The sequence below is a fragment of the Vibrio rotiferianus CAIM 577 = LMG 21460 genome (genome assembly GCF_002741985.1).
Classification (GTDB): domain Bacteria; phylum Pseudomonadota; class Gammaproteobacteria; order Enterobacterales; family Vibrionaceae; genus Vibrio; species Vibrio rotiferianus.
Window position 1 is genome coordinate 261245 of the sequence record NZ_APHW01000014.1, and the last position, 23141, is coordinate 284385.

At 43.5% G+C, this 23141-nt stretch carries 18 protein-coding genes and 1 pseudogene; 15 read left to right on the plus strand and 4 right to left on the minus strand.

From position 1 onward, the window contains the following. Positions 1–8: 8 nt before the first annotated feature. From B853_RS07545 to rsmF, 4 genes are all read left to right on the plus strand, one after another. A complete protein-coding gene (locus B853_RS07545; protein WP_038883631.1) occupies positions 9–1805 on the plus strand; it encodes an ABC transporter ATP-binding protein in 1797 nt (598 codons plus the stop codon). Positions 1806–1826: 21 nt separating this feature from the next. Beyond that, positions 1827–3068: a paraquat-inducible protein A gene (locus B853_RS07550; protein WP_029560977.1), complete on the plus strand. Its 1242-nt coding sequence runs from the start codon at positions 1827–1829 to the stop codon at positions 3066–3068. Then, positions 3065–5719 (plus strand): MlaD family protein, encoded by a 2655-nt coding sequence (locus tag B853_RS07555; RefSeq protein WP_128826838.1) that lies wholly within the window; start codon positions 3065–3067, stop codon positions 5717–5719. Before B853_RS07550 ends, B853_RS07555 begins: the two co-directional genes overlap by 4 nt. A 137-nt stretch (positions 5720–5856) precedes the next feature. Next, positions 5857–7293 carry a 16S rRNA (cytosine(1407)-C(5))-methyltransferase RsmF gene (gene rsmF / locus B853_RS07565; protein WP_038887215.1) on the plus strand — a complete coding sequence of 479 codons (1437 nt, stop codon included), beginning with the start codon at positions 5857–5859 and terminating at the stop codon, positions 7291–7293. Positions 7294–7637: 344 nt separating this feature from the next. On the opposite strand, the pseudogene B853_RS07570 reads toward rsmF, so the two are convergent. Further along, a pseudogene (locus B853_RS07570) lies at positions 7638–8473 on the minus strand (CvfB family protein). 166 nt (positions 8474–8639) lie between these two features. Between B853_RS07570 and B853_RS07575 the strand changes: the two are divergent. Further along, positions 8640–9992 carry a hypothetical protein gene (locus tag B853_RS07575; RefSeq protein WP_010448049.1) on the plus strand — a complete coding sequence of 451 codons (1353 nt, stop codon included), beginning with the start codon at positions 8640–8642 and terminating at the stop codon, positions 9990–9992. Positions 9993–10016: 24 nt separating this feature from the next. Here the strand turns inward: B853_RS07575 and B853_RS07580 are convergent, their stop codons facing one another. Further along, the gene (locus tag B853_RS07580; protein ID WP_010448051.1) at positions 10017–10508 is read right to left on the minus strand and encodes a PaaI family thioesterase; all 492 of its coding nucleotides are present in this window, start codon (positions 10506–10508) and stop codon (positions 10017–10019) included. A 459-nt stretch (positions 10509–10967) separates the two neighbouring features. Between B853_RS07580 and B853_RS07585 the strand changes: the two genes are divergently transcribed. Both B853_RS07585 and B853_RS07590 read left to right on the plus strand, forming a co-directional pair. Beyond that, positions 10968–12020 (plus strand): 3-deoxy-7-phosphoheptulonate synthase, encoded by a 1053-nt coding sequence (locus B853_RS07585; protein ID WP_010448053.1) that lies wholly within the window; start codon positions 10968–10970, stop codon positions 12018–12020. Between the two features lie 32 nt (positions 12021–12052). Then, the gene (locus tag B853_RS07590) at positions 12053–12535 is read left to right on the plus strand and encodes a YajQ family cyclic di-GMP-binding protein (RefSeq protein WP_010448055.1); all 483 of its coding nucleotides are present in this window, start codon (positions 12053–12055) and stop codon (positions 12533–12535) included. A 115-nt stretch (positions 12536–12650) separates the two neighbouring features. Here the strand turns inward: B853_RS07590 and B853_RS07595 are convergent, their stop codons facing one another. Next, positions 12651–13571 carry a precorrin-2 dehydrogenase/sirohydrochlorin ferrochelatase family protein gene (locus B853_RS07595; RefSeq protein WP_038887218.1) on the minus strand — a complete coding sequence of 307 codons (921 nt, stop codon included), beginning with the start codon at positions 13569–13571 and terminating at the stop codon, positions 12651–12653. Positions 13572–14033: 462 nt separating this feature from the next. Between B853_RS07595 and B853_RS07605 the strand changes: the two genes are divergently transcribed. The 6 genes from B853_RS07605 to B853_RS07630 all read left to right on the plus strand — a co-directional run bounded on the left by B853_RS07605 (position 14034) and on the right by B853_RS07630 (position 19947). Continuing rightward, positions 14034–15062 (plus strand): amino acid ABC transporter substrate-binding protein, encoded by a 1029-nt coding sequence (locus B853_RS07605; protein ID WP_038887220.1) that lies wholly within the window; start codon positions 14034–14036, stop codon positions 15060–15062. A gap of 72 nt (positions 15063–15134) precedes the next feature. Then, entirely contained in the window at positions 15135–16340 is a 1206-nt protein-coding gene (locus tag B853_RS07610) for an amino acid ABC transporter permease (RefSeq protein ID WP_038887222.1), read from the plus strand. Between the two features lies 1 nt (position 16341). Continuing rightward, entirely contained in the window at positions 16342–17439 is a 1098-nt protein-coding gene (locus tag B853_RS07615) for an amino acid ABC transporter permease (RefSeq protein WP_010448065.1), read from the plus strand. 23 nt (positions 17440–17462) lie between these two features. Next, positions 17463–18212 (plus strand): amino acid ABC transporter ATP-binding protein, encoded by a 750-nt coding sequence (locus B853_RS07620; protein ID WP_029560978.1) that lies wholly within the window; start codon positions 17463–17465, stop codon positions 18210–18212. Between the two features lie 378 nt (positions 18213–18590). After that, the gene (locus B853_RS07625; RefSeq protein ID WP_038887224.1) at positions 18591–19253 is read left to right on the plus strand and encodes a Bax inhibitor-1/YccA family protein; all 663 of its coding nucleotides are present in this window, start codon (positions 18591–18593) and stop codon (positions 19251–19253) included. 364 nt (positions 19254–19617) lie between these two features. After that, positions 19618–19947: a TusE/DsrC/DsvC family sulfur relay protein gene (locus B853_RS07630; RefSeq protein WP_010448071.1), complete on the plus strand. Its 330-nt coding sequence runs from the start codon at positions 19618–19620 to the stop codon at positions 19945–19947. A 32-nt stretch (positions 19948–19979) separates the two neighbouring features. On the opposite strand, the gene yccX is transcribed toward B853_RS07630, so the two are convergent. Then, positions 19980–20252: an acylphosphatase gene (gene yccX / locus B853_RS07635; RefSeq protein ID WP_010448072.1), complete on the minus strand. Its 273-nt coding sequence runs from the start codon at positions 20250–20252 to the stop codon at positions 19980–19982. A gap of 90 nt (positions 20253–20342) precedes the next feature. Between yccX and B853_RS07640 the strand changes: the two genes are divergently transcribed. Together B853_RS07640 and B853_RS07645 are read left to right on the plus strand one after the other, a co-directional pair. Next, positions 20343–21746, plus strand: coding sequence for a methyl-accepting chemotaxis protein (locus B853_RS07640; RefSeq protein WP_038887225.1), 1404 nt, complete (start codon positions 20343–20345; stop codon positions 21744–21746). Between the two features lie 194 nt (positions 21747–21940). Next, positions 21941–23134, plus strand: a complete 1194-nt coding sequence (locus B853_RS07645) for a class I SAM-dependent methyltransferase (RefSeq protein ID WP_010448074.1) — start codon at positions 21941–21943, stop codon at positions 23132–23134. Positions 23135–23141: the final 7 nt, after the last annotated feature.

Sequence of the window (23141 nt, forward strand, 5' to 3'; positions counted from 1 at the left end):
TCATTACAATGACTTCACGAAATGACACTATTAGCCGTTCTTGGTTGATAACTCAAGCAAAAAAGCACAAGTCTAAATTGGCTTTGGCTAACTTTATTGCGGTTTTAGCAACTCTGATTAGTGTTCCTATCCCACTTCTGATGCCACTTATGGTCGATGAAGTATTACTCGATAAGCCAGCTTCTGGTTTGGCAGCCATGAATCTTGTTTTACCAGAGGCATGGCATACTCCTACGGGTTATATCTTCTTTACTCTCTTCCTTGTTGTTCTCATGCGCGCTGCCAGCCAAGCGCTTAACATAGTTCAAAGCCGCCAGTTTACTCTTGTTTCAAAGACGATTACTTATGAAATGAGAAGCAAGATGATCGACAAACTTGGTCGGATAAGTATTCGCCAATATGAAACAAAAGGTAGCGGCGGCATTAACGCTCACCTTATCACTGACATAGAGACCATAGATAAGTTTATCGGTTCTACGTTAGCTAAATTTGTTATTAGCTTACTCACCGTCATAGGTACGGCCATCATTCTCTTGTGGTTAGACTGGCGTCTTGGATTATTCATTCTTCTTGTGAACCCTATTGTTATCTACTTTTCACGTAAGCTGGGAAGTACGGTCAAACATCTTAAGCGTAAAGAGAACCACTCATTCGAAGTTTTCCAAAACCGATTGGTTGAAACTTTAGATGGTATCTACCAATTGCGAGCAGCCAACAAAGAACGTGAGTTTCTTCAACAGTTAAAATTCGATGCTGATCAGATCCGTATCGACGCAGACAAATACGCCTGGCAATCAGAAGCAGCTGGTCGTGTGTCCTTCCTTCTTTTTTTAATCGGTTTTGAACTTTTCCGTGCCGTCGCAATGCTCATGGTGATGTTCAGTGACCTCACCATCGGTCAGATTTTTGCGGTCTTTGGCTATCTTTGGTTTATGTTGTCCCCAGTGCAAGAGCTATTAGGCATTCAGTTTTCTTGGTACAGCGCTAAAGCTGCCCTAAAACGCATCAATGACCTTCTAGAACTCGAGGAAGAACATAGACCTGTTTCTAAGGTAAATCCTTTCAACAAAGGCCAAGAAGTTGATGTTAAAATCGAGAATGTGGATTTTTCATACAATAGTGAGGTAAAGGTCTTGGATAACCTCTCACTGCATATTCCACCGGGTAAAAAAGTGGCACTGGTTGGTGCTTCTGGTGGAGGTAAATCCACACTGATCCAACTATTAATTGGTGTTTATCGACAAAACTCTGGAAACATACGTTTTAATGATGAACTCAGTGAAGATATAAGCTTCGATGTAATTCGTAATAAAATTGCCGTTGTATTACAGCAACCTATATTATTTAACGACACGCTAAGGCATAATCTTACGCTTGGTGGTGACTTTGATGAGTTGTCTTTGTGGCGCGCATTAGAAGTTGCTCAGTTACAAGACGTAATGAAGCAATTAGACAATGGTTTAAACACCCAAATCGGTAGGAACGGTATCCGATTGTCTGGTGGACAAAGACAGAGATTGGCCATTGCTCGTATGGTGTTAAGCGATCCTCAGTTTGTAATACTTGATGAGGCGACATCAGCATTAGATACCGCTACGGAAGCAGCGCTCCATAAGGCGTTAACAGAGTTTCTGAACGGCAGAACCACTTTAATCGTTGCGCACAGGCTGTCTGCAGTAAAACAAGCTGATTTAATTTACGTACTTGAAGATGGAAAAGTCACCCAGTCGGGCACGCATGGTGAGTTAGTTGAACAAGAAGGTTTGTACCAAACGTTATACGGGGGAGTTCAGTCCCACGTTTAGTATTATCGCAGGGAGGTCATATTGGCCTCTCTAGATAAGCATGCAAATAACCCTGACAATGTCAGACTATGTCAGGGTTGCGAATTACCTGTCGATACCCTCCTTCTACCTAGAGGGAAACACGCCTATTGCCCTCGATGTGGCACGCAACTTTATCGTGGAGGCTCTCCTAGCCTTTCTGGGAATCTGGCAATTGCCGTCACTTGCTTATTACTGTTCATCCCTTCCCACTTCTTTGACTTCATCAGTATTCGTTTAGTTGGGGTCATGATCCCGGCAACCCTCCCTGCTGGAATGATTACGTTAATGGACGAAGGTTTCGTTGCACTGTCACTTTTGATTCTATTTTGTAGTTCTCTAGCTCCATTTATCGTTTGTAGCTCTGTTGTCGTCGCTCATGCATCGATGAAGATCCGCTGGTTTAACGGTATGCGTATCTCACTCTGGCTTGTTCAACACCTAAAGCATTGGGTGATGATTGACGTATTTCTTGTTAGCATCGCCATTTCATGTTTTAAGCTCCAAGATTACTCAGATATTTTCGTTGGTCCTGGGCTTATTGGCTTAGTTCTCCTTCAATTGTTTACTGTATTATTAATCACCCGTATCAGCGTTCGTCGATATTGGGAAGCCTGGCAACCAGAACGGGCTTTTCACTTCGAGCACAAAGATATTCATTGTCATGAGTGTCACCTTTCACAGCCCGAAGGTGATAAATGTCAACGATGCCATCATGTGCTATATCATCGGAAACCAAACTCCATTCAAAAAACGTGGGCGTACTTAATTGCAGCGACGATTGCAATCTTCCCCGCTAACTTAATTCCTATATCTATCTTGATCACAAATGGACGACGTTTAGAAGATACAATCTTTTCAGGTGTTGCTGGATTAGTTAAAAATGGCATGTACGGCATTGCAATAATTATATTTGTCGCCAGTATCATCGTCCCCGTCATCAAGATTTTAGGTTTGGCCTATATCCTACTTTGCATCAAGTTCAAGCGTTCTGTGTTTCATAAACAGCGTATGATGGTTTACTTCGCTGTAAAATGGATTGGCAAATGGTCAGTAATGGATTTATTCGTTATTTCAATAATGATGACGCTAGTCGACCGTGGACAGATTTTAGATTTCACACCAGGTTATGGTGCAGTCGCATTTGGAATAGTAGTTGTTTTAACTATGCTCGCAGCAGATAGCATAGACCCAAGGCTTATTTGGGATAATGCTCCAGACTATAAAAAAAGAGTTCATAAATGAGTGTTCAGAATAGTTCTCAAAATTCTTACTCCCCTGACGTAAAGAAAAGTATTGGCCTGTCTCCTCTTTGGCTATTACCTATTCTTACCATGGTACTTGCCGGCTGGTTAGTGGTTAAATCCATTCACGATGCAGGTCAACGAGTACAAATTTACTTTTCTGACGCCGCGGGATTAGTAGCGGGCAGAACGACGATCCGATATCAAGGGTTAGAGGTAGGTATCGTCAGAGACATCAACTTATCTAAAGACCTCAGTAACATTTACGTTGATGCGGATATTTATCCAGAAGCCACAAAGCTATTGAATGAAAGTACACGATTTTGGCTAGTTAAACCGACGGCTAGTTTGTCTGGTGTCTCCGGCTTAGACGCCTTAGTTTCTGGTAACTATATTTCTATTCAGCCAGGCAATAGCAAAGAGTACGAAACAACATTTCATGCTTTAGATTCAGCACCTACTGATCTTCGCGTCACTCAAGGTCTTAATATCATACTCAAGAGTAAGGATTTGGGTGGCGTGTCGGTTGGGTCTCAGATTGTCTATAAAAAGATCCCTATCGGCGAAGTGTACAGCTACCAGTTAAATGAAGACGCAAAATCCATTTCGATCCATGCCAACATTCAAGAGCAGTACCGACACATTATTAATAACCGAAGTCGCTTTTGGAATGTGAGTGGTATTGGTGCGAGCATCGGTTTTGATGGCGTAGATGTTCGTTTAGAGAGCATGAGCGCCCTTCTTGGTGGGGCAATAGCCGTTGATTCCCCGGATGATGGTGAACCAGTAGAAGAAAACAAGCAGTTCAGACTGTATCGCGATCTAAAAACGGCTGGTCGAGGTATTCCGATTAAGATCGCACTACCCGACGACAACAATATTAGCGGTGAAGGCGCACCAATCATGTACCGCGGCATTGAGATTGGCCAAATCACAGACTTGGGGCTATCTGAGGGTAGAGAGTTAATTCTTGCCTCTGCTGCGATTCAGCCAGCGTTTAGTGACATGCTAACAACAAATACAAAGTTCATCTTAGAAGAAGCGAAAGTGTCACTCTCTGGGGTGGAAAATATCACTAACCTAGTTCGCGGTAATTTCCTTACCATCGTCCCAGAGCAAGGCGATCGCGCTCGTCGTTTCAGTGCTATTCGTAAAACAGATTTCAATCAACAGCAAGAAAAGTCTATCGCCATTCGCTTAGTGTCGGACAACTCATTTGGCTTAGATACTGGGGCAAATGTCTTATACAAAGGAATCGTTGTAGGTTCGATTATCAACGTTGGCTTGCTGGATAAAGAGAGCGCTACACAAGTCAAACATGAAGTGTTTATGGATGTCCTCATTGACCATGAGTTCAAGCACTTAATTAAATCTAATAACCGCTTCTATGTGACCGGCAGTGCTTCTGCTGAGTTAACTGAATCAGGTTTAAGCGTCACCGTGCCACCAGCAAAGCAGCTTCTAACCGGTTCAATCAGTTTTGTTAGTGAAGGAAAAGAGTCCATCACTAGCGAGTATCAATTGTTCCAAAGTGCTTCTCTTGCGGAATTAGCAAAATATAACCAAAGCGGGTCACAAACTTTGACGCTCTTTGCCAACGAGCTTCCTCCTATTTCAAAAGGCAGTCCTCTACTCTACCGCAACCTTCCTGTCGGAAGTGTCTCTGACTTCAACCTTGTTGATGGCGGTTTAATTGTAAAAGCGACAATTGAAAATCGCTATGCACACCTACTTACTAACCAAACGGTATTTTGGAACCGTTCAGGAGTAGAAGTTGAAGCGTCATTGGCTGGTATTAGCGTCAAAGCTCATCCATTAAAAACGCTGATAAAAGGCGGTATCGCCTTCGACTCTATTCCAGGGATTGAGAATAAAATAGGACAGAACTGGAAGCTTTATAATGACCAGAACAAAGCGCGTAAGTTTGGCCGAATCATTGAACTGGTCACCGATGGGACTCAAGAAGTAACAAAAGGCATGCCGATTAATTACCAAGGAGTGAAAGTCGGTGAAGTTACATTAGTTGTACCGAACTTTAAACAAGAGCATATCGACGTCACCGCTCGAATTCTGCCAGAGTTTGTCAATGATGTTGCAGTTAAAGGCTCACACTTCTGGCTAACTGAACCCGAGATAGGGATAGGTGGCGTGAAAAACTTAGGTGCGTTGGTCTCGAAATCAATCAGTGTTGAACCTGGTCATGGTACAGAAAAATTTAAATTTGATTTAGCTAAAAGTCAGCAAGCAGAAAAAGGCGTCTCGTTCACACTTCAAAGTGAGCAGCGAGGTTCAGTTCAGGTTGGCACCCCAATTCTATACCGTCAAATGGAGGTTGGCAGCGTGACTGATGTTCGTCTTGGCGAGTTTGCGGATCGTATTGTCACTAAGATTGAGATACAACCTGAATACGCTTACCTTGTTCGTCAAAATAGTGTGTTCTGGAATGTCTCAGGTGTAGATGTATCAATTGGCATTACTGGCGCGAACATCAAAGCAGGCACATTTGATAGCTTAGTTCGTGGCGGTATTGCTTTCTCTACCCCGGAACAATCACAAATCCCGCCTGCGGCAAAAGATGGTCAATCATTCTATCTGTACCCACAAGCAGACGAGAACTGGTCAAAATGGCGCACCGCCATTCCAAAACCGTAATCGCGAGAAGCGATAATAATCTCAATCTAAAGAGCAGCAATCGCTGCTCTTTTTTTATGACCATCGCAGCATGAGTATTCGTTTCTGAGTCGCTTTCGTATATTATTTGCAGCAAATTCTGCAATCGAGATTTCACTTTGCATCCTAATGTTTACATCCCAGAAGCTTTTCTGGAAAAAATCCAAACTATTCTCCCTGCTCACCTTAACATGGAAGACTTTATCGCATCGTGCCAAAAGCCACTTCGCAAAAGTATTCGTGTAAACACACTGAAGATAAGTGTAGAAGCGTTTCTAGAGCGCGCAGAAGCAAAAGGCTGGACACTTTTCCCTGTACCCTGGTGTGAAACAGGTTTTTGGATCGAAGCTGATGAGTCGATTGTTCCTCTTGGAAATACTGCTGAGCACATGTCTGGGCTTTTCTACATTCAAGAAGCCAGCTCTATGATGCCTGTATCAGCCCTATTCATGAACGATGAGTCATACGATGCCGTTCTAGATACTGCCGCAGCGCCAGGTTCTAAAACGACTCAAATCGCCGCGTTGATGAATAACGAAGGCGTATTGGTTGCAAATGAATACGCAGCGAGTCGTGTCAAAGTGTTACACGCCAACATCGAACGTTGTGGCGTTCGTAACGCCGCGCTTAGCAACTTCGATGGCCGTGTCTTTGGTGGTTGGCTACCTGAACAGTTTGATGCCGTTTTACTCGACGCACCTTGTTCCGGTGAAGGTACGGTTCGTAAAGATGAAGATGCAATGAAAAACTGGACGCAAGCGTCAGTAGTGGAAATTGCAGATACTCAGAAAGACCTGATTGAAAGTGCGTTCCACGCTCTAAAGCCAGGCGGCGTAATGGTTTATTCAACCTGTACGCTAAGCACGGAAGAAAACCAACAAGTTTGTCATCACCTGAAAGAGACATTTGGTGACGCGGTTGAATTCGAAAGCTTAAAAGATCTGTTCGAAAATGCCGAAGCGGCGCTTACAGAAGAAGGCTTCTTGCATATTTTCCCGCAAGTCTATGACTGTGAGGGCTTCTTCGTCGCTCGCATTCGTAAACTTACAGCAGTTGAAGCACCAAAAGTGAAAAAGCGCATGGGTAAATTCCCATTCGCGAAAGCATCAAACAAAGAGTCAGCAGAGATTGCTAAACAGCTACAAAATACGATGGATATCAAAGTGCCTGAAGACAGCACAGTTTGGATTCGCGACAAAGATGTTTGGCTTTTCCCTGACGCGCTAGAGCCAATGATTGGTGAACTGCGTTTCTCTCGTATGGGTATCAAAATTGCTGAAGCACACAAGAACGGTTACCGCTGGCAACACCAAGTCGCAACGGCTCTAGCTACCGGCGATGAGAAAAATGCTATTGAGTTAACGATTGAAGAAGCACGCGAGTGGTACATGGGTCGCGATGTTCGCCCACAAAACATTCCAGCAGATATGAAGACAGGTAAAGGCGAAGTGTTCGTTAAGTACGAAGGTGCGATCATTGGTCTTGGAAAATGGGTCAGCAATCGCATTAAAAACGGTCTGCCACGCGAACTTGTGCGTGATAAGAACTTATTTTAGTAACAAATTGACATGCTATAAATAAATGAAAAGCCATCGTATTTACGATGGCTTTTTAGTTATAAAGCATGATTGGAGCTGAGCTCACTAGCGATTCGAGTGCCCTGTACTAAACTGAATGTATCAAAGCTTCGCTTTGAATAGGCATTTCTCTCTACTATTTCCAACAACCTACGTTGGTGACGAGTTTAGCGCAGGCTCTAAAGGAGCCGTTTCCCCTAGGCCCAAAAAAAGGACGAGTTTGGGCCATTTTTTTGGCTGCAGCATTTGTCAACGTGAGCTCAAAGCTCACCAGCTATAACGAACTCAACCAGCAACCTTTTTTTGAGGGGTTAGCGAGCTTATTAAGCCAGACGGATACCGTCTTTCTCAATAACGATCTTACCGTCCTTGTATAGCCCGCCAATGGTCTTTTTATAAGTACCTTTGCTAGTACGGAACGCTTCAAAAATTGCTTCTGGAGAAGACTTATCGTTAAGAGGTAAGAATCCCCCCCCTTCTTCTCAAGTTGTTCCATGATCTTGCTCGATAGGTCATCCATCTTCGCAACACCAACTTTTTGAAGCGCTAAGTCAATCTTTCCGTCTTCACGAATTTTCTTAACGTAACCTTTCAGTTTCTTACCGATAAATAGCTTACCAAAGACATCTGATGGGAAGATCATACCCCAGTGCTCACCGTTAACGATCGCTTTGTAACCAAGTTGGCTGCGCTCTGCGATGATAAGGTTAACTTCTTCGTTTACTTCATAGTTAGCGGGAGTTTTATCTAGCCATTTGTTGAATTTAGTCGTACCTACGATACGACCAGATGCTTTGTCTGTGTATACGTATACCAGGATATTTTGGCCAGCAGTAAAACGAGCACGTTGCTCGCTGAATGGGATAAGAAGGTCTTTCTCTTTAATACCCCAGTTAACGAATGCACCCGTTTTGTTGATGCCTTCGATTTTCATAAGTCCCCATTCGCCCACTTGAGCAATTGGCTTATCAATGGTCGCAGCTAGCTGACTTTCTGAATCAAAGTAAAGAAATACGTCTAGGTGATCACCCAATTCTGTGCCCTCTGGTACATGCTTGTTAGGCAGCAATACAGAACCGTAATCTTCACCATCCAGAAATACGCCAAAATCAGCCGTTTTAATGACTTCTAAGCTGTTAATTTGACCAATTTTAATCATCGAATTTGTCTCTTTTTAAATTTACTGGGAATTATACCCAAACTAACAAGAAAATCAGAGAGAAAAGCAAACCTCTCTGTTATGCTGTTGCTGTTCAACCACCTCCCTAGTAATTCAACTATCTTGATATGGGTACACATTGCTTTAGCAACATCAGGAGCCTTCCTTGGTCACTGTCGATAAACAAGACTCAATAACTTTAAAAATTAGCCACGCATTGGCAAAGAGTAAAACACTTGACCTTGATATCTACTTTTTTGTCCCAGGGGAATTGGGGCTAAATTCCGACATCATCAGTGAGTCTGAGTTCTACTATACCTCGATCACCCAAAAACGTTCTTATTACAGTACTGAGGTACTTCTCCCTCTAGTGCACAGTCGTTTAGCAAAACGAGGCCGTTTATCTAACCAGCAATACCGCGTGAGTCTGAGTTTATTCGCCTATCAGTACGTCATTGCACTCGATAAAGCAGTAGCAGCGCTGAATAAACATGAGAGTGACAGTGTCACCGCTGAAGAGGTAGATGAAGTTATAGAGCTAACGCTGGATATTTTAAAACGCCTTCGTCGCTCGATTCCATATGAAGAAAGCCTCAAGCGCTACTACGTAAATATTGATAACTACCTATCTTGGTATACTGAGCAGAAGTTTTTGTCGTTAGTTGCTCATCTTCCACGAGAAGGTGATTACAGCACAATTAAAGAGCGTTTGATCACCCTGTGTGAGAAAGAGCAAGCGCACCGTAAATTGAACAATTATAACTCTGCAAGTGTGGTTGATGATGTAACGCGTCTATCGAATAAGATGCGTTTGCTAAGGCGCTTGATTGAGCACCCTATCGTTTTACGCGAAAAAACAATGTCGATGGGCAATAACATCAAGCGTGCAATCAAAGGTATTGCGACAGGCTTAGTCATGGTTGTTGTCACAAGTACGGTGATTCTTGCTCGTGATTACCTTGGTGAGATTTCTGCGTCGTTTATTATCGCGATGTCTTTCATCTATGCTCTACGCGAAATCTTTAAAGATGACCTCCGTGATGCGATGTGGCGTTGGATCCGAAAAGGTAAGCCAAAATGGCGTAAGAAGTACATGGATCCGACCACCAAGAAAGTCGTTGGCCGTAAGTTGGAATGGTTAGATTACCGCTCACTTTCGAGTTTGCCTGACCGCATTCAAAATATCCGTAAGAAGCGCGTTGTTCAGCGCGAAGAGCAAATTCTTCATTACCACGCTAAGACAGAAATGGCCACTTCTCTCTTCTTAAGTGGTTACGAACAGACTCGTGAGACTTTAAACATCAGCTTGCGTCCAATTATTCGTCTAATGGATAAAAGCTCAAACCGTGTTTATCGCTTGGCGGATGGACAAGTAAGTAAAGAATCTGTTGAGAAAAGACACTTACTCAATGTGATAGTCAAAGAAGACAACCACACGGATGATCCGGTTTATTACCGTTGGAAAGTCGTATTAAACCGCTCCAAAATCGTCTCTATCGAAAAAATAGAACTGACCTAACCACGACTTGTACAATGAATGATATTAAGCAGCTTGTTTTTGGGCTGCTTTTTTTATCGACAGAGTAAGAGAAAACTCTGCCATTGGCTCATCACCATGCAAACTTGGACATAAAGCCGTAATTTTCACATCTTGGTTAACTCGCTCCCCCGTTTCTAATGTTCTTCGCAACATGTCATCAATTAAGGGGCCATCATGACAAACAAAATGAACGTCACCCTCTGGACGCTTCAAAAAATCCGCTTTAACACCTTTGAATGCTAAAGAAATCCTCTCACCTTGCTCTTCCGCTTTACTCATAGCCAGAAAGCCACCAGCTACATCTGCGCCCACAGCTAAAGCACCAAAATACATACTATTTAGGTGGTTTTTGGTTCGTCGTTTCAGAGGAATTCTTACTTCAACGTGCTTCTCGTCAATAGCTAATATCTTTGGTCTACATAGCCAAATTAGCGGCACTTTTGTAAAACCAAACATATTTAAATAGAAGTTTGCACGACGCACTGCTGACAACATTTTTTGGTCTCCCTACCAAACTAGTCTGACCAGTTAATCAGCCAACGCTTTAAATGTCAAAGAAATGTTAACAAGACGAAGTTAAAACCAGAGGTCAATGTCATTTCATTTTACTCTCGGGTATGTCGATATATACCAAAACTCCGCTAACTTCTTTTATATGGAGCATGGTCGAGCCTAACAACCAGTTCATTATCAAACTGAATAAAGCCCCTCACAACTACTGTTGCCGCCGCTCAATTCGTTATGTTTGAAAATAGGAATATTGCTCTAAAAATCAAGTCGCTATGCATTGATAGCATTGCGTAAAACGCGCCCTCACAGATAAATGCCGTGAATAAATGAGCACTTCCACATAGGTAAAGCACTATTTACTGGGTAAGAATACCGTTAAACGGTTTATTCCTAACTATAATTCCGTTATCTTTACCGCTTCGCAATAGAGAAAAAAGCTATAACATGCCTATTAAAACAGATGAATTGAGAACCCAACCATTGGGTCCAATGCCTACACCCGCAGAGCTTGGAAGCGTGTATCCAATTACTGACGATGTCGCGGATCGTATAGCTCAATCTCGCCGTCAAATTGAAAAAATCCTAACAGGCGAAGACGATCGTATTCTTGCTATCGTTGGCCCTTGTTCAGTGCATGACACAGAAGCAGCGATCGACTACGCGACGCGCCTTGCTAGCATTCAAGATAAGTACAAAGACGAACTATTTATCGTCATGCGCACTTATTTCGAGAAGCCTCGTACAGTAGTTGGTTGGAAAGGTCTTATCACTGACCCTAACCTAGATGGTTCATACGCGCTAGAAGCTGGTCTTCACAAAGCACGTAAACTGCTACTGGATATCAACAAGCTTGGTCTTGCTACTGCTACTGAGTTTCTTGATATGATCACTGGTCAATACATTGCAGATCTGATTACTTGGGGAGCGATTGGCGCTCGCACCACAGAGTCTCAGATCCACCGTGAAATGGCGTCTGCTCTTTCATGTCCAGTTGGCTTTAAGAATGGTACCAACGGTAACGTAAAAATTGCCATTGATGCTATCCGTGCATCAAAAGCATCGCATTACTTCTACTCTCCAGACAAGCATGGCCGTATGACGGTGTACCGTACTAGCGGTAATCCTTATGGCCACATCATTCTTCGTGGTGGTGAAAAAGGTCCAAACTTTGATGAGACATCAGTGAAGCAAGCGTGTGATGCACTTGCTGAGTTCGACTTGCCACAACGTTTGATTGTAGACTTCAGCCATGCTAACTGCCAAAAGCAACACCGCAAACAAATAGAAGTAGCACAAGACATTTGTGACCAAATTAAGTCAGGCAGCACTCGTATTGCTGGTATCATGGCAGAGAGCTTCATTATTGAAGGCAATCAGCCAATGACTGATATTAACAACCTTACTTATGGTCAATCTATCACTGACCCATGTCTGAGTTGGGATGATACTGTGACTATGCTAGATATGCTGGCAGAAGCAGTAAAATCCAGTAAGTAATTTCCCTATAACAAGATAATCAAGGAATCTTCATGCCATCGTTTGATATTGTTTCAGAAATCGATACCGTTGAACTACGTAACGCGGTTGATAATGCTAACCGAGAACTGTCTACTCGTTTCGATTTCCGCAATGTGAATGCGAGCTTTGAGCTAGTAGAAGAAAACGTAAAAGTGTCAGCAGAAGGTGAGTTCCAGCTTAAGCAAATGCGTGACATCCTGCGTAGCCACCTGGCTAAGCGTAATATTGATGCAAATGCTATGGACGCGAAAAATCCAGAAGCAACAGGTAAAAACTGGCACCAAAATATCGCTTTCCGCCAAGGCATCGACACTCCAACCGCGAAAAAGCTAGTTAAACTGATCAAAGACGCAAAGCTTAAAGTGCAAGCTTCGATCCAAGGTGACAAAGTTCGTGTTACAGGTAAGAAGCGTGACGACTTGCAGGCGACGATTGCAGCGATCCGTGAAGCAGATATGGGTATCCCATTCCAGTACAACAACTTCCGTGATTAATTGCGCTCTCCTATTCTCCCTATAATTGGATAGGAATAGTGGAATAAAAAACGCCGACGAGAGAGAATCGTCGGCGTTTTTGTATGTATCGCTTAGAAGGAAGGAGATATCGCTTTTAGATAACTAAGTCTTGCCCTTGCAAAAGGGAAAACTCACTCGTGCCCTGCGGAACGAAGACACAGATTCGTAAATTGTCCTCTTTTGCTTTTTGCAGCATATCAGATAGCTCAGTGGCACTCGAGAATGACTCACGCTCGGCATCTCTTCTTACGAGTTCCATAACATCTGCTTCGCACTTTGTTGAATACAATGCGAGTTCAGCTTGCTGCATGTAACGCACAGCTTTAATTGGTAGCATTTCGACATCATTACCTACTTGAATCCAAGTACAGCTTCCTTGGTCATCTAGAGGCTTTGTCATTGTTTGTTGGTAAATGGTTTCAAGCTCACGGTTATCACGTGCATTCTCAACATCTGGGTGTGAGAAGTAGTTCTCCCAAAATTTACGACGTAAATCGACACTAGGCAGTGCTTCCTTAATCGAATTGCGTTTTGAATTAGCAAACTCAGCCATCAATCCCATATTTTGTGGCAGGATCGCTTCTAGCTTTTCACGAATATTTCGAATCAAAACAGGTGAAGCACCACCACTAGAGATAGCGATTTGAATACGACCTCGATTAATCATCGAAGGCGTAATGAAATCACAATAAGGCTTGTCGTCAACAACGTTCACTAGGATGCCCAGCACCTTAGCATCTTTATAAACTTGGTGGTTCAGTGCCGGATTATCCGTTGTCGCCCAAACTTGAACAAACGAACCAGTGACAATGTCACTAGAGTAAAAGCGCTGAACCCAACGCACTTGGTGATCGTTTGCCAACTTTGCAAGAAAATCGACCAAGCTCGGGGATACAATGGTGACGTCAGCCCCTGCTTTAAGTAAAGCTTCTACTTTACGGCTGGCAACTTCACCACCGCCAACAACCAGCACGGGTTTATCGACTAAATCTAAGAACAGAGGAAAATATCGCATTTCAATCCATGATTACTTTAAATAACTACCGAAATTCATGCTACCAAAAACAGGGCAACCTGTTCACCTTGTTTTGATGTCACAAATAATTTTTGTTCAAAATTTTCGCTATCATAGCCAACCTACACTAATGACAGTTTTAATAACAAACTTTTATCCTTCCGTTTTAAACCCTCTTTGCGTGATTGTTCTGATGCACCAATTCGACAATTAGTTGCACTATTTACAAACAATTAACATTTCGTCATTCTAAATCTCAAGGCGCTTTGTGAGTTCTCTCCAAAAACCTTTTTAAATTATATATTTGAGAATTAGCAGATCCTTTCCTACGCTTATAACGGATTGATTTTGCGATTGCCGTTTCTTCGAAAATCAATCACGTAGGACAATAACACAAACAAAACAGGACACGTTGTATCAGGTCGCTCCTGATTAAACATGGATCATACAGGAAGGATACAAATGGCAAATAAACTAACAATTCTTGCTTCCGTCGTAGCGGCTTCTACTGCAATGATGGCGACATCAGCACAAGCTGCAGACACTACTCTGGACAAAGTGACAAAACAAGGCTTTCTTACTTGTGGCGTAAGTACTGGTCTACCTGGTTTCTCTAACCCAAACTCAAAAGGTGAATGGGAAGGTATCGACGTAGAATATTGCCAAGCATTGGCTGCTGCCGTTCTTGGGGATAAAACGAAAGTTAAATATGTACCCCTAACTGCAAAAGAACGTTTTACTGCACTTCAGTCGGGTGAGATTGATGTACTTTCACGAAACACTACCTGGACACTGCACCGTGACACCGCTCTTGGTCTAAATTTTGTTGGTGTAAACTACTATGACGGTCAGGGTTTCATGGTAATGAAAGACCTTGGCGTTTCTAGCGCTAAAGATCTTGATGGCGCGTCTGTATGTGTGCAATCGGGTACCACTACTGAGCTAAACCTCGCCGACTACTTCCGCAACCAAGAAATGGCCTACAAGCCTGTAGTCTTTGATACTGCAGCTCAAACTTCTAAAGGCTTCGATGCTGGTCGCTGTGACGTATTAACGACTGACCAATCCGGCCTTTATGCTCTTCGCTTAAATCTAAAAGATCCCTCTGCTGCAACGGTTCTACCAGAAATCATTTCGAAGGAGCCACTGGGCCCAGTAGTTCGTCAAGGTGATGATCAGTGGTTCAATATCGCTAAATGGACTCTATCAGCAATGGTGAACGCGGAAGAATATGGCATTACCTCGAAAAATGCTGATGAGATGTTGAAATCAAAAGATCCAAACATCAAGCGTATTCTTGGCGTGGATGGTCCAAAGGGTAAAGGACTGGGTATTCGCGACGATTGGGGCTACCAAGTTATCAAACAAGTTGGTAACTACGGTGAAAGCTTTGAGCGCACAGTTGGTACTGGTTCACCTCTGAAAATTTCTCGTGGTGTCAATGCACTATGGAATGCAGGCGGCTTCATGTACGCGCCGCCAATCCGCTAATACAACGATCATCACAGGGCGGTTTATGCCGCCCTTTTTCGTGAATAAATAAGGGTTTGAGGTTATCGCTGTATGAAACCGACGAATGATGCATCGCCAAGTACGATGTCCAAACCAAGCGGAAGTAAGAGCCTGATATACAATCCAGCCTTTCGTTCTGCTCTTTTTCAGATCATTGCTATCGCTGCACTGGTATTTTTCTTCTATACAATCATCAACAATGCACTCAACAACCTTGATGCTCGGGGTATCGCGACAGGGTTTGGGTTCCTTAACCAAGAAGCAGGCTTTGGGATAGGTCTGACTCTTGTTGAATACGACGAAACGTTTTCTTATGGGCGTACGTTTGTCGTTGGCCTCCTTAATACCGCATTGGTTTCTGTGCTGGGTATTATTCTCGCCACCATAATTGGTTTTGTCATGGGTATCGCGCGTCTCTCTTCCAACTGGTTGGTAAGTCGATTAGCCGCGGTATACATTGAAACGTTCCGAAATATCCCTCTACTTCTACAAATTTTCTTTTGGTATTTCGCCGTTCTTCAAGCCCTCCCGTCACCAAGACAAAGTATGAGTCTTGGCGAAGCAATTTTTCTGAACGTACGCGGTTTATACTTCCCTGCCCCTGTTATGGAAGCGGGGAGCAGTTTTGTTATCGCAGCGTTTGTCTTTGGTGTCATCGCGAGTATTTTGATCAATGTATGGGCAAACAATAAACAACGCTTAACAGGTCAGCAAACACCGATGGGCAGAATTGTGCTGGGTTTGGTAGTTGTACTGCCTTTAGTCGTATACTTCTTAGCGGGAATGCCTATTTCACTGCAATACCCAGAATTGAAAGGCTTTAACTTCCGCGGTGGTATCAGCATCATTCCAGAACTTGCCGCCCTGCTTCTTGCACTAAGTGTCTATACTGCGTCATTTATCGCCGAGATCGTACGTTCTGGTATTAATGCGGTGAGCCATGGTCAAACAGAAGCAGCGATGTCGCTCGGCTTGCCTCGCACTAAGACGCTAAAGTTAGTCGTCATTCCGCAAGCTCTGCGTATTATCATCCCTCCTCTCACTAGCCAATATTTAAATCTTACCAAGAACTCTTCTTTGGCGATGGCAATTGGTTACCCTGACTTGGTTTCAGTATTTGCAGGCACCACACTGAACCAAACAGGACAAGCGATAGAGATTATCGCGATGACCATGGGCGTTTACTTGACGTTGAGTTTGGTGACTTCTGCGTTGATGAACTTATATAACCGCAAAGTTGCGCTGGTGGAGAGATAATATGAGCACACATCAATTTCAGCCTGATCTCCCGCCGCCAGCAAATACTGTTGGCATAGTAGGTTGGCTGCGCAAAAACCTATTCAATGGCCCTGTCAACTCAATAGTAACGCTGATTCTAGCTTACATTGTGTTTTCTGCTCTTTGGAACATCCTTGATTGGGCGTTTATTAATGCGGATTGGATTGGCACAACAAGAGATGACTGTACTCGCGAAGGGGCGTGCTGGGTATTTATCAGCGTCCGTTGGGAGCAGTTCATGTATGGGTTCTACCCTGAAGCTGAGCTATGGCGCCCTCGCCTGTTCTACATCACGTTAGCGATCTTTACTGTGTTGCTAGCGTACGAGAAAACACCAAAACGTATTTGGATATGGCTGTTCTTTGTTAACATCTATCCGTTCATCATCGCTGCTCTACTATACGGTGGTGTGTTTGGTCTTGAAGTAGTTGAGACACACAAATGGGGCGGTCTATTAGTTACCTTAATCATCGCACTCGTTGGTATCGTCGTATCGCTACCTATTGGTGTTGCTTTGGCACTAGGTCGACGTTCTGACATGCCGATCATTCGCAGTATTTGTACTGTTTACATCGAAGTATGGCGTGGAGTTCCATTGATCACCGTGCTGTTCATGGCATCAGTAATGTTGCCCCTGTTTTTGGCTGAAGGCTCTGAAACCGACAAGCTGATCCGTGCGCTTATCGGTGTGGTCATGTTCAGTGCCGCCTACATGGCGGAGGTAGTACGTGGTGGCTTGCAAGCGATTCCGAAAGGACAATATGAAGCGGCAGATGCACTCGGATTAAGCTATTGGAAGAAAATGGGGCTCATCATTTTGCCTCAGGCACTGAAGATCACTATCCCTTCTATTGTTAATACCTTCATTGGCCTGTTCAAAGATACCAGTCTGGTACTTATTATTGGTATGTTTGATGTGCTGGGTATTGGGCAAGCCGCGAATACCGACCCTGAGTGGTTAGGCTTCGCAACAGAAAGTTATGTATTTGTCGCGTTAGTGTTTTGGGTATTTTGCTTTGGCATGTCGCGTTACTCGATATGGCTTGAAAACAAACTGCATACCGGTCACAAACGATAACTCATCAAGATCAAGGACGTATTATGACGCAACAACAAGATTATATGATCCAGTTGAAGGACATGAATAAGTGGTATGGTGAGTTTCACGTACTAAAGAACATCAACCTAGACGTAAAGAAAGGCGAGAAAATCGTTATCTGTGGCCCTTCTGGCTCAGGTAAATCGACCATGATTCGCTGCATAAACCGTTTGGAAGAACATCAAGCTGGCAGCATCTATGTCTCAGGCACTGAACTCACAGAAGATCTCAAGAACATCGAAGCGGTTCGCCGTGAAGTGGGTATGTGTTTTCAGCACTTCAACCTATTCCCTCACCTTACAGTATTAGAGAACTGCACTCTCGCACCAATCTGGGTGAAGAAGATGCCCAAAGAAGAGGCTGAGTCAATCGCAATGCAGTACCTAGAGCGCGTTAAGATCCCAGATCAAGCCGACAAGTATCCTGGTCAGCTTTCTGGTGGTCAGCAGCAACGTGTAGCTATCGCACGCTCTCTGTGCATGAACCCTAAAGTAATGCTGTTTGACGAGCCGACTTCTGCACTCGACCCAGAAATGGTTCGTGAAGTTCTAGATGTAATGGTTGAGTTAGCGGAAGAAGGCATGACGATGCTGTGTGTAACGCACGAGATGGGCTTTGCGAAGGAAGTTGCCGACCGAGTCATCTTTATGGATGCTGGTGAAATCATTGAAGAAAACAACCCTGTCGACTTCTTTGAAAATCCTCAATCGGATAGAACGCAGAATTTCTTAGCTCAAATTCTGCATCATTAATCATGGGTTTGCATCGCCCCTCGAACCAAGTGGGGTGAAAGACGCTGAAAAATCTAAGCGCTGGAGTAAAAATCAGCGCTTTTCTTTATTCAACAACGTGCTTAAAACCAAAGTTACGAAAATCCAGTTGATTCAATACGTTGTAAATTTGCACAATCTTACAAACACTTCGTGAGCTGGTCTTCAGAGCTTTGAGTATTAAACCGTTGTTTGCTATGCAAGGTGGTAATATTGTGTTACAAGTTGCCACATACATAACACACTATTTCTATTATTATTTTGTTCTAGAGATAGACGTGTCGGGCTTGATTTATTGAACTTTCGGGCCCATATATGTCTATATATCAAAGATAAGACGGTCCCTTATAGAGGAAGATTATGAACAGTCCTATGTTTTCACGCACTACTACTCAAGAGAGTGCTCTACAAACCAACAAAGTATTGCGTAACACATATGCACTACTTTCAATGACTTTACTATGGTCAGCACTGGTTGCTGGCGTTTCTATGGCGTTTAACTTGCCGCGTCCAGGTATTATCCTGATGCTGGTTGGTTTCTACGGTTTGCTATTCTTGACTGAGAAAAACCGCAACAACAGCCTTGGTCTTGTATTTACGTTCCTATTCACGGGCTTCTTGGGTTACACCATTGGTCCAATTCTGAATATGTACATCGGCGCTGGTATGGGCGATGTTGTTCTCACTGCTCTTGGTGGTACAGCCCTGTCATTTATGGCAGCTTCAGCTTACGCACTAACAACTAAGCGCGACCTATCTATGATAGGTGGTCTAATGCTGTCACTGTTCGTTGTTCTAGTAGTAGGTATGATTGCAAGTATCTTCATCCAATCAACTATCCTTCACTTGGCAATGAGCAGCTTGTTCATCGTATTCTCAACGATGGCGATTTTAATGACCACTCAAGGCATCATTCGTGGCGGTGAAACAAACTACATCTCAGCAACGATTACGCTGTATGTTTCAATCTACAACATCTTCATCAGCCTACTTAGCATCCTAGGCATCATGAACGACGATTAATCTGTTAGGTTGAGTTCAAAACTTAAAAGCCCGAGGTTCTACTTCGGGCTTTTTCTTTTCAGCTTTATTCCAACGATTACTCTGGTTCGTAAATTGGTGCGTCGTAGTCATATCACTCATCACATTTATGAATACTCATGCAAAAACAAAAATACTCACCCCGAGAATTTTCTAACTAAACGCATAAAAAGACAAATTAGTGAATAGATGTTGATTTATCCAAACCGTTTGCCCCTTTCCAAGCTCTACTCTCGGCTGCACATATTTACATCGTTCAAAAAGCTTAGAGGATTCTCTTGTTGAGAATACGCTACCCTCTACGCTACCCTATACGTATCAAAGGTTACTTAGCGGAAGCAAAGCTATGTTCGTTTACAATGGCAAAGAAATTGAAACCGATGCTCAAGGCTACCTACTTGACCACACCCAGTGGGAAGAAGGCATGATTGAGCTTCTAGCAAAAGATGAAGACATCGAGCTTACCGATGCGCATTTAGAAGTCGTTCACTTCGTGCGTGATTTTTATGAAGAGTTCAACACATCACCAGCAGTAAGAATGCTGGTAAAAGCGATGGAAAAAGCGCACGGCCCTGAAAAAGGTAACAGTAAGTACCTATTCAAACTGTTTAAGAAAGGCCCTGCAAAACAAGCAACCAAACTGGCTGGTCTGCCAAAACCAGCGAAATGTTTGTAAGACCATTATTGATAAGACGACCGTTTATAAAACTATAAGATCTTAAATCCGCGGAAAGGCTTATAAGACACACTTTCCTGAGTGACACTGTCTACTGTCGCCGTCCGCGGCCCTTCCTCTAACCACGCCGAAAAGGCGGCAATTTGCTCTTCAGTGCCACAGGCAATCACTTCAACATCTCCGTTATTTAAGTTTTTAGCGTATCCAGTTAAACCGAGCTTCAATCCTTGATGTGATGTGTGGTATCGAAATCCTACCCCTTGTACATGACCGACTATCAGAAACTTCTCACACTTTAGTACCATCCGTATACCGCTCCCTATATTTGAGTGATATATTATTTACGTCTATTTACCCCACTAAGGATAGTGGGTTTTTATTTGGTTTTTATTATTATGAAAGAAATTCCATTCCGTTGGATTGATAAATATCTCATCCATTTAAAAATTCAAGAGAAGTTCTATCTACTCTTCTTGCTCCCCGTCATTGCCTTAATTGTTCTTACGCTTGTTCTTAATAGTGCTGCAAACACTATGTTGGGACATTTGTATCAAGAAGAATTGATACTAATGAAAAACCTTATTGAGGCTGGAAATCTCAACCAATCACAAGTCTCTGCGTTACTTGCAACTTCGGAGACGATCAGCTTCGGTACTGGCCCAGGTGCCATTTCTGTTCTAAATGGATCATTCAGCCTTGTTGCGAACCACGATCAATCTCTATGGACTGCACTTTCCACTACTCAAGTTAGTATCATTCTTGTCACTTTGTTCATCATTGCGCTTGGTGTTTACTACATCATGACGTTCATCGGCGGTGCAATGTTCACAATGAATAAAGCACTAAACACGCTAGCGGATGGTGATCTAACCGCACGTATGAACTTCTTCCGTGTCCGTGATGAGTTCAGTGAAATTGCAATCACTATCGATAAAGTGGCAGATCGTGAACAAAAGATGGTTCAGTCGATTCAAGAATCTGTCGCACTGATGCAGCAAATCAGTTCTGATCTTAACCTGTCGATTCAAAACAGCTCTGAAATCTCGAATACGCAGCAAGAGCACCTCAACTCTCTAGCTAGTGCAACAGAACAAATGGCATCGACTATTCGTGAAGTGGCAACACTGGCACACAGTTCAAGCACACAGACTGAAGATGCTCGCAGCGTTGCGCAGTCTGGTCAGGTGAAAGTAGAAAATACCCTTCACTCTATCTCAAATCTATCGACTGAGATCCAATCTGCGTCTCAAGCGGTTGAAGAATTAGATGCGAACGCAGCACAAATCGATGAAGTGGTTACAACCATTAATGGTATTTCTGAGCAAACTAACCTACTTGCACTGAATGCGGCTATCGAAGCGGCACGTGCAGGCGAACAAGGTCGTGGCTTTGCCGTCGTTGCTGATGAAGTTCGTGCTCTTGCGGGACGTACTCAACAAGCAACGGTTGAAATTCAAGCGATGATTGAGGCGCTACAACGTAACAGCCAATCGCTTACTAAGCTAATGGAAGTAACGGTGCATAACGCCAACGAAGGCCAAACTCTGATGGCAGAAGTAAATCACGAGATCGGCTCACTAGCAGATAAGAACCAAACTATCTCTGACAGCAGCATTCAGATTGCAACTGCTGCGGAAGAGCAAGGCGTGGTTGCAGATAACATTGCCTCAAGCGTAGAAGAAGTTCGTGTTCAAGCAAATAACGTGTGTAATATGATCAGCACAACGTCTCAAAATGTTGAACAACTCCGTGCTCAGAGTGACACAATGGAGTCTCTACTGACAGGACTTAAAGCTTAGTTATAAGTTGAAAAATATAGGGTCACTTCGGTGGCCCTTTTTTGTTTCCATTGCACATGAGTATTCCCCGTCAGCTTTGCGCATCGAGCTGAAAATGAAACCTCAGCAAATGACTGGATTGTCGATGGATATTGCTTTTGCGGGCAACATCCCGGACAATACGCCCCTTTCAAAATTCAACAAGAGCTAAAGAAATGACAGCTGCTATCTATTTGGTTAAAGGTCGTGAGAAATCGGTAAAGCGTAAGCACCCTTGGATCTTCTCTCGAGGCATCAGTAAAGTTGAGGGCGAGCCAGCTCTTGGCGAAACCGTTGATGTATTCACTCACGACGGAAAATGGCTAGCTAAAGCTGCATACTCGCCTGCTTCTCAAATTCGAGCGCGTATCTGGAGTTTTGAAAAAGAAGAGATCAACAAAACGTTCTTCGTTAAGCGTTTCAACAACGCTCAACTTCTTCGTGAAGACGTTATCGAGCGCGATGGTCTGACTGGTTATCGTCTGATCGCAGCGGAATCTGACGGCCTACCTGGCGTTACAATCGACCGCTATCAAAACTTCTTCGTGTGTCAGCTGTTAAGTGCAGGTGCAGAATACAACAAGCAAGCGATCGTTGATGCGCTAGTGGAATGTTTCCCTGATTGCAACGTTTACGAGCGTTCAGATGTAGCAGTACGTAAAAAAGAAGGTCTGAAAGAAACGACTGGTGTGTTACACGGTGAAGAGCCACCAAAATCAGTGGTTATTGAAGAAAACGGCGTGAAGATCAGCGTAGATATCGTTGGCGGTCATAAAACAGGTTTCTACCTAGACCAACGCGATAGCCGCCAGCAAGCTGTGAAATACATGAAGAACAAAGAAGTTCTCAACTGTTTCTCTTACACCGGTGGTTTTGGTCTATACGCACTAAAAGGCGGTGCAAAACGTGTTATCAACGCAGACGTGTCACAACCTGCACTGGATACCGCGAAATTTAACGCCGAACTTAATGAGTTTGATATCTCGAAAAAGCGCGCGGTGTTCCTAAACGCAGACGTATTCAAACTACTGCGCGAGTACCGCGATCAAGGCACAAAGTTCGATGTAGTTATCATGGACCCACCAAAATTCGCTGAAAGTAAAGCGCAATTGAATGGTGCATGTCGTGGCTATAAAGACATCAATATGCTAGCAATGCAAATCCTTAAGCCTGGTGGCACGCTGCTGACCTATTCTTGCTCAGGCTTAATGGACCAAGTTCTGTTCCAAAAAATCATTGCCGATGCAGCAGTAGATGCGAATCGCCAAGTAAAATTCGTAGAACGTTTCGAGCAAGCAGCTGATCACCCAACAGATACAGCATACCCAGAAGGCTTCTACCTTAAAGGTTTTGCATGTAAGGTGCTTTAATCGCTGA

Bases quoted from the DNA above. Each gene is read 5' to 3' on its own strand.
- B853_RS07545 (WP_038883631.1), top strand. From the start codon at position 9: ATGACTTCACGAAATGACACTATTAGCCGTTCTTGGTTGATAACTCAA.
- B853_RS07555 (WP_128826838.1), top strand. From the start codon at position 3,065: ATGAGTGTTCAGAATAGTTCTCAAAATTCTTACTCCCCTGACGTAAAG.
- B853_RS07580 (WP_010448051.1), bottom strand. From the start codon at position 10,508: ATGTTGTCAGCAGTGCGTCGTGCAAACTTCTATTTAAATATGTTTGGT.
- B853_RS07585 (WP_010448053.1), top strand. From the start codon at position 10,968: ATGCCTATTAAAACAGATGAATTGAGAACCCAACCATTGGGTCCAATG.
- B853_RS07590 (WP_010448055.1), top strand. From the start codon at position 12,053: ATGCCATCGTTTGATATTGTTTCAGAAATCGATACCGTTGAACTACGT.
- B853_RS07595 (WP_038887218.1), bottom strand. From the start codon at position 13,571: ATGCGATATTTTCCTCTGTTCTTAGATTTAGTCGATAAACCCGTGCTG.
- B853_RS07605 (WP_038887220.1), top strand. From the start codon at position 14,034: ATGGCAAATAAACTAACAATTCTTGCTTCCGTCGTAGCGGCTTCTACT.
- B853_RS07610 (WP_038887222.1), top strand. From the start codon at position 15,135: ATGAAACCGACGAATGATGCATCGCCAAGTACGATGTCCAAACCAAGC.
- B853_RS07615 (WP_010448065.1), top strand. From the start codon at position 16,342: ATGAGCACACATCAATTTCAGCCTGATCTCCCGCCGCCAGCAAATACT.
- B853_RS07620 (WP_029560978.1), top strand. From the start codon at position 17,463: ATGACGCAACAACAAGATTATATGATCCAGTTGAAGGACATGAATAAG.
- B853_RS07625 (WP_038887224.1), top strand. From the start codon at position 18,591: ATGAACAGTCCTATGTTTTCACGCACTACTACTCAAGAGAGTGCTCTA.
- B853_RS07630 (WP_010448071.1), top strand. From the start codon at position 19,618: ATGTTCGTTTACAATGGCAAAGAAATTGAAACCGATGCTCAAGGCTAC.
- yccX (WP_010448072.1), bottom strand. From the start codon at position 20,252: ATGGTACTAAAGTGTGAGAAGTTTCTGATAGTCGGTCATGTACAAGGG.
- B853_RS07640 (WP_038887225.1), top strand. From the start codon at position 20,343: ATGAAAGAAATTCCATTCCGTTGGATTGATAAATATCTCATCCATTTA.
- B853_RS07645 (WP_010448074.1), top strand. From the start codon at position 21,941: ATGACAGCTGCTATCTATTTGGTTAAAGGTCGTGAGAAATCGGTAAAG.